The 13,474-nt window shown below is 60.0% G+C and carries 13 protein-coding genes; 12 read left to right on the top strand and 1 reads right to left on the bottom strand.

Features of this window, described 5'->3' with window-relative positions:
- The first annotated feature begins 30 nt into the window (after nt 1–30).
- From ribF to ispH, 5 genes are all read left to right on the top strand, one after another.
- On the top strand, nt 31–969 hold the full coding sequence (ribF, locus tag AC1RJ3_RS02315; protein ID WP_347928845.1) for a bifunctional riboflavin kinase/FAD synthetase: 939 nt from the start codon (nt 31–33) through the stop codon (nt 967–969).
- Between the two features lie 13 nt (nt 970–982).
- Nucleotides 983–3,814 carry an isoleucine--tRNA ligase gene (gene ileS, locus AC1RJ3_RS02320; RefSeq protein WP_054595516.1) on the top strand — a complete coding sequence of 944 codons (2,832 nt, stop codon included), beginning with the start codon at nt 983–985 and terminating at the stop codon, nt 3,812–3,814.
- A complete protein-coding gene (gene lspA / locus AC1RJ3_RS02325; RefSeq protein ID WP_019691622.1) occupies nt 3,807–4,319 on the top strand; it encodes a signal peptidase II in 513 nt (170 codons plus the stop codon). The genes ileS and lspA overlap by 8 nt, the downstream gene beginning before the upstream one ends.
- Before the next feature lie 7 nt (nt 4,320–4,326).
- Nucleotides 4,327–4,764, top strand: coding sequence for an FKBP-type peptidyl-prolyl cis-trans isomerase (gene fkpB / locus AC1RJ3_RS02330; RefSeq protein WP_173860013.1), 438 nt, complete (start codon nt 4,327–4,329; stop codon nt 4,762–4,764).
- A 133-nt stretch (nt 4,765–4,897) separates the two neighbouring features.
- Nucleotides 4,898–5,845, top strand: a complete 948-nt coding sequence (ispH, locus tag AC1RJ3_RS02335; RefSeq protein WP_103319409.1) for a 4-hydroxy-3-methylbut-2-enyl diphosphate reductase — start codon at nt 4,898–4,900, stop codon at nt 5,843–5,845.
- Here ispH and AC1RJ3_RS02340 read toward each other — a convergent pair.
- Nucleotides 5,822–6,370, bottom strand: a complete 549-nt coding sequence (locus tag AC1RJ3_RS02340) for a GspH/FimT family pseudopilin (protein ID WP_054595519.1) — start codon at nt 6,368–6,370, stop codon at nt 5,822–5,824. The genes ispH and AC1RJ3_RS02340 overlap by 24 nt on opposite strands.
- A 123-nt stretch (nt 6,371–6,493) precedes the next feature.
- Here AC1RJ3_RS02340 and AC1RJ3_RS02345 point away from each other — a divergent pair, with 123 nt between their 5' ends.
- Genes AC1RJ3_RS02345 through thiO form a run of 7 tightly spaced genes read left to right on the top strand, consistent with a single transcriptional unit; the run spans nt 6,494 to nt 13,331 of the window.
- Nucleotides 6,494–6,967 carry a GspH/FimT family pseudopilin gene (locus AC1RJ3_RS02345; RefSeq protein ID WP_054595520.1) on the top strand — a complete coding sequence of 158 codons (474 nt, stop codon included), beginning with the start codon at nt 6,494–6,496 and terminating at the stop codon, nt 6,965–6,967.
- Nucleotides 6,964–7,410, top strand: a complete 447-nt coding sequence (pilV, locus tag AC1RJ3_RS02350; RefSeq protein ID WP_347928847.1) for a type IV pilus modification protein PilV — start codon at nt 6,964–6,966, stop codon at nt 7,408–7,410. The genes AC1RJ3_RS02345 and pilV overlap by 4 nt, the downstream gene beginning before the upstream one ends.
- Complete coding sequence (locus AC1RJ3_RS02355; protein ID WP_347928848.1) at nt 7,407–8,117, top strand: PilW family protein; 711 nt, start codon at nt 7,407–7,409, stop codon at nt 8,115–8,117. The genes pilV and AC1RJ3_RS02355 overlap by 4 nt, the downstream gene beginning before the upstream one ends.
- A gap of 5 nt (nt 8,118–8,122) precedes the next feature.
- A complete protein-coding gene (locus AC1RJ3_RS02360; protein WP_427546457.1) occupies nt 8,123–8,608 on the top strand; it encodes a pilus assembly PilX family protein in 486 nt (161 codons plus the stop codon).
- A complete protein-coding gene (locus AC1RJ3_RS02365; RefSeq protein WP_493077253.1) occupies nt 8,595–11,756 on the top strand; it encodes a pilus assembly protein in 3,162 nt (1,053 codons plus the stop codon). The genes AC1RJ3_RS02360 and AC1RJ3_RS02365 overlap by 14 nt, the downstream gene beginning before the upstream one ends.
- Nucleotides 11,757–11,771: 15 nt before the next feature.
- Nucleotides 11,772–12,173, top strand: a complete 402-nt coding sequence (locus tag AC1RJ3_RS02370) for a type IV pilin protein (protein WP_054595524.1) — start codon at nt 11,772–11,774, stop codon at nt 12,171–12,173.
- Between the two features lie 57 nt (nt 12,174–12,230).
- Complete coding sequence (thiO, locus tag AC1RJ3_RS02375) at nt 12,231–13,331, top strand: glycine oxidase ThiO (RefSeq protein ID WP_493077255.1); 1,101 nt, start codon at nt 12,231–12,233, stop codon at nt 13,329–13,331.
- Nucleotides 13,332–13,474: the final 143 nt, after the last annotated feature.

Consider the following 13,474-nt stretch of genomic DNA (forward strand, 5'->3'; position numbering starts at 1 on the left):
ATCGACCACTTTATGAGCAAGAAGCGCGTTATGCAGCTGGTTCGAGGCCTCCACAATTTGCGCCCCCAGCATCGGGGCTGTGTCGCCACTATTGGCAACTTTGACGGTGTTCACCGTGGTCACCAGGCTATCCTGGCCCGACTGCGTGAGCGTGCGCTCGAGTTGGGTGTACCCAGCTGCGTGGTGATTTTCGAGCCGCAGCCGCGTGAGTTTTTCGCCCCGGACACGGCTCCAGCCCGTCTGGCGCGCTTGCGCGACAAGCTGCAGTTGCTGGCCGCCGAGGGTGTTGACCGGGTTCTGTGCCTGGCTTTCAATCATCGTTTGAGCAAGCTCAGCGCTGCCGAGTTCGTTGACACCATTCTGGTCGATGGCCTGGGTGTGCAGCATCTGGAGGTCGGTGACGACTTCCGTTTCGGCTGTGACCGGGTAGGGGATTTCGATTTCCTGCTACAGGCCGGGGCCGTCCAGGGGTTCACCGTCGAAGCGGCGCAGACCGTTGAACTGGACGGGTTGCGTGTCAGCAGCACGCAAGTGCGTAATGCCTTGGCCGCCGCTGATTTTACCTTGGCCGAGCGCTTGCTCGGTCATCCGTACGGGATTGCCGGGCGGGTCCTGCACGGGCAGAAGCTGGCGCGCCAATTGGGTACGCCAACCGCCAACGTGCAACTCAAGCGTCGTCGTGTACCGCTGACCGGGGTTTACCTGGTGAGCGTCGAAGTCGACGGCAAGACCTGGCCAGGCGTCGCCAATATTGGCGTTCGGCCAACGGTTGAAGGTGATGGCAAAGCCCACCTTGAAGTCCATATTCTAGATTTTGCCGGCGATCTGTATGACCGGCGTTTGACGGTGGTTTTCCACCACAAGCTGCGCGAAGAGCAGCGTTTCGCCTCTCTGGAGGCGCTTAAGACGGCGATCAATGCGGATGTCGCCGCCGCCCGTGCCCTAGCCGCACCTAGCGCCAATCGCTAATGAAGAGCCTTAAATGACCGACTATAAAGCCACGCTAAACCTTCCGGACACCGCCTTCCCAATGAAGGCCGGCCTGCCTCAGCGCGAACCGCAGATTCTGCAGCGCTGGGACAGCATTGGCCTGTACCAGAAGTTGCGTGAGATTGGTAAGGATCGTCCGAAGTTCGTTCTGCACGACGGTCCTCCGTACGCCAACGGCACCATTCATATCGGTCATGCGCTCAACAAGATTCTCAAGGACATGATCATCCGCTCGAAGACCCTTTCGGGTTTCGATGCGCCTTATGTTCCGGGCTGGGACTGCCACGGTCTGCCGATCGAGCACAAAGTCGAAGTGACCCACGGCAAGAACCTCACGGCGGATAAAACCCGTGAGCTGTGCCGTGCCTACGCCACCGAGCAGATCGAAGGCCAGAAGTCCGAGTTCATCCGCCTGGGTGTGCTGGGTGACTTCGCCAACCCGTACAAGACCATGGATTTCAAGAACGAGGCCGGCGAAATCCGCGCCTTGGCGGAAATCGTCAAGGGTGGTTTCGTGTTCAAGGGCCTCAAGCCTGTGAACTGGTGCTTCGACTGCGGTTCGGCCCTGGCTGAAGCCGAAGTTGAATACGAGAACAAAAAGTCCTCGACCATCGACGTCGCCTTCCCGATTGCCGACGAAGCCAAACTGGCTGCCGCCTTCGGCCTGCCATCGTTGGGCAAACCGGCTTCGATCGTGATCTGGACCACCACCCCGTGGACCATCCCGGCCAACCAGGCGCTGAACGTTCACCCCGAGTTCAACTACGCCCTGGTCGACGTCGGCGACAAACTGCTGGTCTTGGCTGAAGAGCTGGTCGAGTCGTGCCTGGCTCGCTACAACCTCGAAGGCTCGGTCATCGCCACCGCCACTGGTGCGGCGCTGGAACTGATCAACTTCCGTCACCCGTTCTACGATCGCCTGTCGCCGGTTTACCTGGCCGAGTACGTCGAACTGGGCGCCGGCACTGGCGTGGTTCACTCCTCGCCGGCCTACGGTGTAGACGACTTCGTGACCTGCAAAGCTTACGGCATGGTCAACGACGACATCCTCAATCCGGTGCAAAGCAACGGCGTTTACGTGCCGTCGCTGGAGTTTTTTGGCGGCCAGTTCATCTGGAAGGCCAACCCGGCTATCGTCGACAAGCTGACGGAAGTCGGTGCGCTGCTGCACACCAGCATCATCGAACACAGCTACATGCACTGCTGGCGTCACAAGACCCCGCTGATCTACCGCGCTACGGCGCAGTGGTTCATCGGCATGGACAAACAGCCGGCAACGGGCGACACCTTGCGCAAACGCGCGATCAAAGCCATCGAAGACACCAAATTCGTACCGGCCTGGGGCCAGGCGCGCCTGCATTCGATGATCGCCAACCGTCCGGACTGGTGCATCTCCCGTCAGCGCAACTGGGGCGTGCCGATCCCGTTCTTCCTGCACAAGGAAAGCGGCGAACTGCACCCACGTACCGTCGAGCTGATGGAAGAGGTCGCCCAGCGCGTCGAAGTCGAGGGCATCGAAGCCTGGTTCAAGATGGACGCAGCCGAGTTGCTCGGTGACGAAGCGCCGCAGTACGACAAGATCAGCGACACCCTCGACGTCTGGTTCGATTCGGGCACCACGCACTGGCACGTCCTGCGCGGTTCGCACCCGATGGGCCACGAGAACGGTCCGCGTGCCGACCTGTACCTGGAAGGTTCCGACCAACACCGCGGCTGGTTCCACTCGTCGCTGTTGACCGGTTGCGCCATCGACAACCATGCGCCGTACCGCGAACTGCTGACCCACGGTTTCACCGTCGACGAAGCCGGTCGCAAGATGTCCAAGTCCCTGGGCAACGTGATCGCGCCGCAGAAAGTCAACGACACCCTGGGCGCCGATATCATGCGCCTGTGGGTCGCTTCGACCGATTATTCGGGTGAAATGGCGGTTTCCGACCAGATCCTGCAACGCAGTGCGGACGCCTACCGGCGGATCCGTAACACCGCGCGCTTCCTGCTTTCCAACCTGACCGGTTTCAATCCGGCCACCGACATCCTGCCGGCAGAAGAAATGCTCGCGCTGGATCGTTGGGCCGTGGACCGTACCTTGCTGCTGCAACGCGAGCTGCAAGAGCACTACGGTGAATACCGTTTCTGGAACGTCTACTCCAAGGTGCACAACTTCTGCGTGCAGGAGCTGGGCGGTTTCTACCTCGACATCATCAAGGACCGTCAGTACACCACTGGCGCCAACAGCAAGGCCCGCCGTTCGGCGCAAACTGCGCTGTTCCACATCTCCGAAGCGCTGGTGCGCTGGATCGCGCCGATCCTCGCGTTCACCGCTGATGAGCTGTGGCAATACCTGCCGGGCGAGCGCAATGAATCGGTCATGCTCAACACCTGGTACGAAGGCCTCAGCGAGTTGCCGGAAGGCTTCGAACTGGACCGCGCCTACTGGGAGCGGATCATGGCGGTCAAGGTCGCGGTCAACAAGGAAATGGAAATCCAGCGCGCGGCCAAGGCCGTGGGCGGTAACCTGCAAGCCGAAGTGACGCTGTTCGCCGAAGAGGCGCTGAGCGCCGACCTGGCCAAGCTGAGCAACGAACTGCGCTTCGTGCTGATCACCTCGACCGCGAGCATTGCACCGTTCGTGCAAGCGCCGGCCGACGCGGTTGAAACCGAAGTCAGCGGTCTGAAACTCAAAGTGGTCAAGTCGAGCTTCGCCAAGTGCGCCCGTTGCTGGCACTGCCGTGAAGACGTTGGCGTGAACCCCGAGCATCCGGAAATCTGCGGTCGTTGCGTCGACAACATCAGCGGTGCTGGCGAGGTTCGTCACTATGCCTAATGCTGCTAGCCGTTTCGGACGGCTGAGCTGGCTCTGGTTGAGCGTGCTGGTTCTGGTCATTGACCAGGCCAGCAAGTTCCACTTCGAAAGCTCGCTGACCATGTACCAGCAAATCGTGGTGATCCCTGATTATTTCAGCTGGACCCTGGCCTACAACACAGGCGCGGCCTTCAGTTTCCTGGCTGACAGCTCCGGCTGGCAGCGCTGGTTGTTTGCCCTGATCGCGGTTGTGGTCAGTGCGGTGCTGGTGGTCTGGCTCAAGCGTCTGGGGCGCAACGACACCTGGCTGGCGATTGCGCTGGCACTGGTGCTCGGCGGCGCGCTGGGCAACCTGTACGACCGCATTGCCCTGGGCCATGTGATCGATTTCATTCTGGTGCATTGGCAGAACCGCTGGTATTTCCCGGCGTTCAACTTTGCCGACAGCGCCATCAGCGTCGGGGCTGTGATGCTCGCGCTGGATATGTTCAAAAGCAAGAAGACCGGAGAAGCCGTTCATGACTGAACAGGTATTGGCTGAGCAACGCATCGGCCAGAACACGGAAGTCACATTGCACTTTGCATTGCGCCTGGAGAACGGCGACACCGTCGACAGCACCTTCGACAAAGCCCCGGCGACCTTCAAGGTCGGCGACGGCAACCTGCTGCCAGGTTTCGAAGCTGCGCTGTTTGGCTTCAAGGCGGGTGACAAGCGTAATCTGACGATTCAGCCAGAAAACGCCTTTGGCCAGCCCAACCCGCAAAACGTGCAGATCATCCCGCGTTCGCAGTTCCAGGATATGGAACTGTCCGAAGGCCTGCTGGTGATCTTCAACGATGCGGCGAATACTGAGCTGCCCGGTGTGGTCAAGGCATTCGATGACGCTCAGGTGACCATCGACTTCAACCACCCGCTGGCTGGCAAGACATTGACCTTTGACGTAGAAATCATCAACGTCAAAGCGCTGTAACCTGTAGGAGCTGAGCTTGCTGGCGATGAGGGCCTGACATTCAACATTGATGTTGACTGACAATCAGTCATCGCGAGCAAGCTCAGCTCCTACAAATGATCTAATTTCTTGCGCGCAAGACACGAGGCACAGCATGCAAATCAAACTCGCCAACCCCCGTGGCTTCTGCGCCGGCGTGGACCGGGCGATCGAAATCGTCAACCGCGCCCTGGAAGTCTTCGGGCCGCCAATCTATGTACGCCACGAAGTGGTCCACAACAAATTCGTCGTTGAAGACCTGCGCGCACGCGGGGCAATCTTCGTTGAAGAACTGGATCAGGTGCCGGACGACGTCATCGTGATTTTCAGCGCCCATGGGGTTTCCCAGGCCGTTCGTACCGAAGCTGCAGGCCGTGGCCTGAAGGTCTTCGATGCGACTTGCCCATTGGTGACCAAAGTGCACATCGAAGTGGCGCGCTACAGCCGCGACGGTCGTGAGTGCATTCTGATCGGCCACGCCGGTCACCCGGAAGTCGAAGGCACCATGGGCCAGTACGACGCCAGCAACGGTGGTGCGATCTACCTCGTCGAAGACGAAAAGGACGTTGCCGCGTTGAATGTGCGCAATCCTGAAACACTCGCCTTCGTCACTCAGACCACCTTGTCGATGGACGACACCAGCCGTGTGATCGATGCCTTGCGCACTCGCTTCCCGGCCATTGGCGGCCCACGCAAGGACGACATCTGCTACGCCACGCAAAACCGTCAGGACGCCGTCAAGCAACTGGCTGACGAATGTGACGTGGTGCTGGTGGTCGGCAGCCCGAACAGCTCCAACTCCAACCGCTTGCGCGAGCTGGCTGAGCGCATGTCTACCCCGGCGTACCTGATCGACGGTGCCGAAGACATGCAGCGTAGCTGGTTCGATGGCGTCGAGCGTATCGGCATCACCGCCGGGGCCTCAGCACCGGAAGTGCTGGTTCGTGGCGTTATCGAGCAACTGCAGGCCTGGGGCGCTACCGGCGCCGATGAACTGGCCGGTCGCGAGGAGAACATCACCTTCTCCATGCCCAAAGAGCTACGCGTTCGCTCCCTGCTCTGATTCCTCACCTCCCGCACACAAGGCCTGCTCGGCCTTGTCGCTGCGCAGGCTGACGCGGCCGCTTCTGGACAGCACCACCTGGTGATGACTGACCGGCTCGCGGTCCGCGCAGATGTGCAACGTCCCGGCCTGAAAGGCACCGCTGGGCAACTGCGGCTCGCCCAGACCGCTGAACCGTACAAAACTCCTCACCGGCCGATTGCCCACAATCGGCACCCCGACGCTTGTCTGGCGCTCGAGCAACAGCGGGTTGCTGCTGTCCTGATGCCCCTCGCCACTAATGTCCAGAATGATTCGCCAGCCTTGACCCCAATCGTCGTTCAACGCGTGGATGACAAGGGTCTGATTGCGCAGGATGGCCTCGGTGCGGGCGTTGCGCATGCCGCTGGCGAGTGTTTGCGCCGCGGTCTCGCGACTCACTGATTGCGTGTACTCGCTGAGCACCGGACTGACCTGGTGCAGAACGATCGCTGCGATTGCCAGTCCGATAAGCAGTTCTATCAGACCGAAACCCTTCTGATGCATGGCATCTCCTTCCCTGGAGAGGGCGTTGGGTTGTGCAACGAATGTCAAAACAACCCTGCGGCTACCGGTTGAATGTTCTAGCTTGATACAGCTAGGTGTAGTCGTTGGCAGCGGAGGGCAGCGATGAATCATCGTACAAAAGGTTTCACGCTGGTCGAATTGCTGGTGATCCTTGCGGTCATGGCGATTCTGCTCACCCTGGCGGTCCCGGCGTTCAACAGTTCAATACAGAACGCCAAGGCCGATACCGAAATCAGTGATTTGCAGCGAGGACTCAATTACGCCCGCCTGGAGGCGATCGACCGGGGCATCACTACGCGCATCCGGCCAACCGCCGGCGGCAGCGTCTGGACCGGGGAGTTGACGGTGTACGACAGCACCGGCTCGCCGGCGAATGTATTGCGGGTTATTCCGGCAATGAGCAGCGGCGCCACTCTGACGCTAACCTCTGGAGTGACCAGCATCGATTTCAACAACTTGGGTGGGTTGTCGGCGCCGGCCACGGCAGTGCTGTTCAATTACGTATCAGGGGCGCAGAGCCGGACGCTCAGCGTGTGTCTAAACGGACGGATTGTCTTGGGTGGAAGTTGCGGATGACAGGAGCGGGATCGCGTGCACAGGACGGCATGACACTGATCGAAGTGTTGGTTGCGCTGTTGATTCTGAGCGTAGGGCTATTGGGCGCGGCGGCGACTCAGCTGAATGCGCTGAAGTACACCGACAGCTCGCTCATGAGCAGCCAGGCGAGCTTTATTGCCTACGACATGATGGACCGGATTCGAGCCAATTCCGCGGCCGACTACACCGTCACGCCACCGACCTCGGGCAATTTGAATGTCACCCGGGATCAGGACCTGTATGACTTCACCACCAATATCATCAGCTTCGGCGGCCCGACCGCTACGGGCAGCATTACCCTGAACCAGCGGGTGTATACCATCACCATTACCTGGGATGACTCGCGGGCAGCCGCCGCTACTTCGACTCGCAGCTTTGTCCTGAGCAGTCGTGCCACCGTCGATCCAGTGACGACGCCATGAATCGTTCTTCCCGAGGGTTTGGTCTGATCGAGCTGATGATCGCCATGGCGATCAGCCTGATCGTGGTGCTCGGCGTGGCGCAGATTTTTATATCGGCGAAAAGCACCTACATCAGCCAGAGCACTTCTGCCGGGATGCAGGAGGATGCGCGGTTTGTCCTGAGCAAAATGATTCAGGAAATTCGCATGGTCGGGATGTTCGGTTGCCTGGGGACGATTACCGACGCGAGCTCGGCCGGCGACTTCAATGCCAACCAGATCACCCCCATCAGTTGGGACAACACCGCGCTCAAACTGACCCTGGTGACGTCGGATGTCGGCGGCAACGGTGGCGTGCCTACCTGGACTGTGGTGTCTGACTGCCGAACCAGCGCAACGGCCTACTCAGGGGCGCACACCCCCGCAGCCGGGCAACTGGCGTTTCCGATCCGACGGTTGGCCTATAGCCTGAGCAATGGCCAGATCCTGATGACCTCTGGCACCGGCGGTGCATCGGCGGTACTGGTGAACAACGTCAGTGCTTTCAACGTGACCTTCGGCATGGCCACCAGCGCCACCGATGTTGCCGCGTCGAGTTACAGCAGCAATCCGACCGACCCGACGCGAATCCGCAGTGTGCGTTTGACCCTGACCCTGACGGATCCCAACAACCGCGTGCGCAATCAGACTTTCAACGTGGTTGCCGCTTTGCGCAACCGGTTGATGTAGGGGCGATGCCGATGATCCGTCCTCCCCTCAAGGCACGCGCCCAACGCGGCATGGCACTGCTGATGAGCCTGGTGTTTCTGCTGCTGTTGACGCTGATTGGTATCTCGTCGATGCAGAACGCCACGCTCCAGGAGAAAATGGCCGGCAGCGTGACGCTGCGCAATCAATCTTTCCAGGGCGCAGAGGCAGCGTTGCGGATCGGTGAAAGCGCCGTACAACTGAGCGCATACACCCTGGCGGCCTGCGCCAACACCACCCAATGTGCCCCGCCGGCCGAATCTTCAGTGATCACGGCTGCTGGCTTCAACGCCACCTCCGGGGTGACCTGGATCGCTGCCGGCAGCGGCTTTTACGGTGTGCAGAACCTGGGCACTACGTTGAGCGCCGTGAATATCCCAAGCAACACTTCGGCGACGCTCTATCGGGTCACGGCCGTCGGGTTGGCGGGTACTTCGCGCAGTGTGGTGGAGAGCATCTATGCGAAATACTGAGGCTCGTCGTCGGGAGCCGCGCCGTTGGTTGACGCAGTTAGTCTGCGGCTGGCTGCTGGGGCTTTATCTGGCCGCACCGGCGTATGCCTTCACGCCATCGGATTCACCACTGCTCGGCGCGTCGGCAGTCGCGCCAAACGTACTACTGCTGCTTGATGATTCGGGGAGCATGAACAGCATCATCTATGCCTCGGGGTTTGACCCGACCGTTTCACGAACTCCGGCCCAGCAATGTAACGCGCTCTTTGGCTTGTGCTTTAGTGGCTCGGCTATCGTTGGCGATCCGATCCTGCTGTCCAGTTTGCCCCAGTCGGGATGTTCCAGCGGTTACTACGCGTTCTACAAAAACAGCCTGACGCCGCTGTGCCTCAAGCTCCCTGACCCGGTGGGCGGCGGCAACACCCGTTATTCCGATAACTACATTTCCTACCTGGTGAGCCTGGCCAACGGCAACAATCGCGACTTCACCGACGGCTCGATACCCAATGACTACCGAATCAACGTGGCGCGCAACGTAGCCACGGCGCTGATCACCAGTAATCGCGGGCTGCGTTTCGGTCTGGCAACCTATAACTCGCCGAATACCCATGGCAACAGTGATGGTAATCATGGCAACGGCGTTGGCAGTGGTATCGGCAACAATAATGCCGGTAATGGCGGTTACATCGTCAACGAGATCAGCGATCTGACGGCGGTCAGCGGCAGCGTGACCCAGCCCCAGGCGGACGCCAACTACAACGCGCTGATCTCTTCCATCGGCGCCCTGAGCGCGATATCCAATACACCACTGGCAGAAACCTACTACGAAATCACCCGCTATTTTCGCGGCATGACGCCGTACTACAACTCTGGGCCAGCCACCTACACCAGTCCGATCCAGTACCGCTGCCAGAAGAACTACGGGGTGGTCATCACCGATGGTCTGCCGACATACGACCGGAGTTTTCCGAACGACGATCCACTCGGTGGCACCCGGCTGCCCAACTGGGACGGGATCAACAATGACGGTAACGACCTAAACGGCGATGACGAGGGTGACACCCTGTACCTGGACGACATCGCCAAATTCGCGTTCGACATCGACATGCGCTCCACTGGTACCGATCTGGCGGGCAAAAGCTGGAGTTCCCCGGACTTCCCCAAGCAGAACCTGAACACCTACACGGTGGGGTTCGCGACCGCCAATCAGATGTTGGCGGATGCCGCCCGTTACGGGCAGGGCAAGTACTATCAGGCAACCGACAGCGCCAGCCTCAACACCGCGCTATCGGCAGCCTTGAGCAACATCTCCACCAAGGCTGGCTCGGGTGGCAGCGGCGTCGCCAGCAGCAACACGCTGACCAGTGGCTCCAGCTATTTTCAGACCGGCTACGACCCCAAGGACTGGCGCGGCACGATCAAGGCCTTTGGCTTCACCTCAAGCGGAGCCGTGGACACCACCTCGGTGCTGTGGACCACCGACACAGCCATTGTTCCCGGCGCGACGGCGCCGACTTATCAGTCCTGGAACACCACAACCAACGCCGCGGTTACCCTGGCCTACGGCAACTTTTCCAGCACCCAGCAAACCAGCCTCAGCCAGAACTTGCCGACCGGTATCAGCGGCAGCGATCTGGTGGAGTGGAGCAAGGGCACCAATAAAACCGGTTTGAAGACTCGTGCCGTGCTGCTTGGGGACATCATCAACTCGCCATTGACGCTGGCATCGCCCACTGACAAAACCGCTTCGGACCTGGCCGGGAGTACCAGTTACAGCACGTTCCTGACCAGCAAAGCCGCGAACATGAACACCAGCCTGGTGGTGAATGCCAACGATGGCTTTGTCAATGTCATCAACGCCGGCAACGGTGCACGGCTCTACGGCTACATGCCTTCCAGCGTGCTGTCGTCGCTGCATTTCATCGCCGATACCGCCTACATCAATGGCACCAGCCACAAGTTCCTCAACGATGGCCAGGTCGGTGTATTCGATGCCCAACTCAACAACGCCTGGAAAACCCTGGCCCTGGGTGGCGTGGGGGCGGGCGGCAAGACCTTTTACGCCGTGCAGCTGTTTGATGGGACGGCGGGGAACGTGACCAACGCCTTGTGGGAAATCAGCGCGCCGACCACCGCCAACACTGCGAACGCTTTCAATGATCTGGGTTATGCCTACGCACGGCCGGAAGTGGCACGCTTGGCCGATGGTCGCTGGGCGGCCTTCATCTCCAATGGCTACGGCAGCAATTCGGGTGTTGCCGCGCTGTACGTGGTGGATATTCGCGATGGTTCGCTGATCAGGAAAATCGTTATCGACAGCACCGAAACCACCAATGGCCTGTCATCGGTCAAGCTCAAGGTCGACTCGCAAAGCATTGTGCAGGCGGCCTATGGCGGTGATTTGAAAGGCCGGATGTGGAAGTTCGACTTGAGCAGCTCGAACCCCGCCAGCTGGGGCGTGGCCTTTTCCGGTAAGCCGCTATTCACTGCACCGGGCGGCGCGACGCAGCCGATTACTGCGCAACCGTTGCTGGCGGACCATCCGATCAACGGCAAAGAGGTGTTTTTCGGCACCGGGAAATTCAACGAGACCGCTGACAAGCTCAGCAAGGACCTGCAAGCGTTCTATGGGGTGTGGGATGCCGATGGCGGTTCGGGGCAGATCAGCGTGTCGAGCTTGCAGGCGCAGGCTGTGACCGGGGTTTTCACGGGGACCGCCGGGGGGCAGTTCATCACTACCTCACAGAACCCCGTGACCTATCCGGCGCAGAACGGCTGGTACTTGCCGCTGGTGTACAACAATGCCCTGACCGGTGAGCGGGTGATCAACCAGGCGGCCCTGGTGCTCGGGCGAATTGTATTTACCACGGCCAGCATCGACACCACGGACCCCTGTTCCAGCTTTGGCAACGGCAAACTGGTCGAACTCGATGCGTTCAGCGGTAAGATGCTCAACTATGCGGTGCTCGACACCAATGGCGATGGCCTGGTCGACACGAACGACACGATCTCCAGCGGGGTGATTTTTACCGGTGGTATTCCGACGCTGAATGCGATCGTCAACAGTGCAACCCGCAAGATCGTGAACGACTCCAGTGGTGGCATCACCACTCTGGTTGAAAAATCCGGCGGTGGTAGCCGTCGAATCATGTGGCGACAAATACAGTAAGTGAGAGTTGAGGCAATGCGCAGATCCAACCAAGGTTTTACCCTGATCGAAATTATGATCGTGATTGCGATCATCGGGATTGTGGTGACCATTTCCGCTCCACTCCTTACCGAGTACGTGAAGCGAAGCCATCGCACCGAAATTGCCGGGCTGCTGTCCGAGCAGGCACAAAACCTTGAACGGTTCTATTCGAAAAACAATGTGTACAGCAACGCTACCGGGCTGAGTGCCGGCAATGACTACTACACCATTACCCCGACACTGACCGATCAGACCTTCTTGCTCACCGCCGTGCGCAAGGCCGGGTCAACGATGGCCAGTGACAAATGTGGGGATTTCACCCTCAGCAACACCGGCGTCAGAGGCATGAACAATGCGACGACCGGGCTGACCACCAAGGATTGCTGGGGTCGCTGAGTACCTTTCCTCGGGCGCGTTTGGCGCCCCCTGTCTTTTTTATCGTTGGATCAGATGATGGCCAAGCAACAGCAAGTGGTGATTGTCGGCGGTGGGGTGATCGGCCTGCTGACCGCGTTTAATCTGGCGTCGCACGTGCAGAGCGTGGTCCTGCTGGATCGCTCGAACGTGGGGCAGGAATCTTCGTGGGCCGGTGGCGGCATCGTTTCGCCGCTGTACCCGTGGCGCTACAGCCCGGCGGTCACCGCATTGGCCCACTGGTCCCAGGATTTTTATCCACAACTGGCTGAGCGTCTGTTTGCGAGCACCGGGGTCGATCCCGAGGTGCACACCACGGGCCTGTACTGGCTGGATCTGGATGACGAGGCTGAGGCGCTGGCCTGGGCAAAACGCGAAAATCGTCCGCTGAGCCCTGTGGATATTTCGGCTGCTCACGATGCCGTGCCGGTATTGGGGCAGGGGTTCTCGCGGGCAATCTACATGGCCGATGTCGCTAATGTGCGTAACCCGCGACTGGTGAAGTCGCTCAAGGCGGCCTTGCTGGCGCTGCCTAACGTGACTATTCACGAACAGTGCGAGGTCAGCGCGTTCATCCGTGAAGGCGATGCGGTAGTGGGCGTCGAGACTTCAAAAGGCCCGATCCATGGCGATCAGGTAGTACTGACCGCTGGCGCCTGGAGCGGTGATTTACTGAAAACCCTGGGCCTGGATCTGCCGGTCGAGCCGGTCAAGGGGCAGATGATTCTCTACAAGTGCGCGTCTGACTTCCTGTCGAGCATGATTCTGGCCAAGGGCCGTTACGCCATTCCGCGCCGAGACGGGCATATCCTGATCGGCAGTACACTGGAACATGAAGGGTTCGACAAGACACCGACCGAGTCCGCGCTGGAAAGCCTCAAGGCCTCGGCGGTCGAGCTGATTCCGGCGCTGGCCGAGGCCGAAGTGGTCGGGCATTGGGCGGGGCTGCGGCCGGGTTCGCCGGAAGGGATTCCGTACATTGGCGCAGTGCCCGGATTTTCCGGGTTATGGCTTAATTGCGGGCATTACCGCAACGGGTTGGTGCTGGCGCCGGCGTCGTGCCAGTTGTTTGCGGATGTAATGCTGGGGCGCGAACCGGTTATCGATCCGGCGCCTTATGCGCCGGCCGGGCGAATCTAGCCCTTCAGGTAAAAGCACAGACTGTGGCGAGGGAGCTTGCTCCCGCTCGGTTGCGTAGCAGCCGCCAAGCTGGCAAGTCCACAGTCTGATTTTTGGGCCGCTTCGCACCCCAGCGGGAGCAAGCTCCCTCGCCACGGTGACCG

The sequence above is a fragment of the Pseudomonas sp. GW822-FHT04C11 genome (genome assembly GCF_058800905.1).

What these genes read in the sequence shown, in the direction of transcription:
- AC1RJ3_RS02360 (WP_427546457.1), top strand. Translation starts at nt 8,123, where the DNA reads ATGCCGATGATCCGTCCTCCCCTCAAGGCACGCGCCCAACGCGGCATG.
- thiO (WP_493077255.1), top strand. Translation starts at nt 12,231, where the DNA reads ATGGCCAAGCAACAGCAAGTGGTGATTGTCGGCGGTGGGGTGATCGGC.
- AC1RJ3_RS02365 (WP_493077253.1), top strand. Translation starts at nt 8,595, where the DNA reads ATGCGAAATACTGAGGCTCGTCGTCGGGAGCCGCGCCGTTGGTTGACG.
- pilV (WP_347928847.1), top strand. Translation starts at nt 6,964, where the DNA reads ATGACAGGAGCGGGATCGCGTGCACAGGACGGCATGACACTGATCGAA.
- lspA (WP_019691622.1), top strand. Translation starts at nt 3,807, where the DNA reads ATGCCTAATGCTGCTAGCCGTTTCGGACGGCTGAGCTGGCTCTGGTTG.
- AC1RJ3_RS02340 (WP_054595519.1), bottom strand. Translation starts at nt 6,370, where the DNA reads ATGCATCAGAAGGGTTTCGGTCTGATAGAACTGCTTATCGGACTGGCA.
- AC1RJ3_RS02345 (WP_054595520.1), top strand. Translation starts at nt 6,494, where the DNA reads ATGAATCATCGTACAAAAGGTTTCACGCTGGTCGAATTGCTGGTGATC.
- AC1RJ3_RS02370 (WP_054595524.1), top strand. Translation starts at nt 11,772, where the DNA reads ATGCGCAGATCCAACCAAGGTTTTACCCTGATCGAAATTATGATCGTG.
- ispH (WP_103319409.1), top strand. Translation starts at nt 4,898, where the DNA reads ATGCAAATCAAACTCGCCAACCCCCGTGGCTTCTGCGCCGGCGTGGAC.
- ileS (WP_054595516.1), top strand. Translation starts at nt 983, where the DNA reads ATGACCGACTATAAAGCCACGCTAAACCTTCCGGACACCGCCTTCCCA.
- AC1RJ3_RS02355 (WP_347928848.1), top strand. Translation starts at nt 7,407, where the DNA reads ATGAATCGTTCTTCCCGAGGGTTTGGTCTGATCGAGCTGATGATCGCC.
- ribF (WP_347928845.1), top strand. Translation starts at nt 31, where the DNA reads ATGCAGCTGGTTCGAGGCCTCCACAATTTGCGCCCCCAGCATCGGGGC.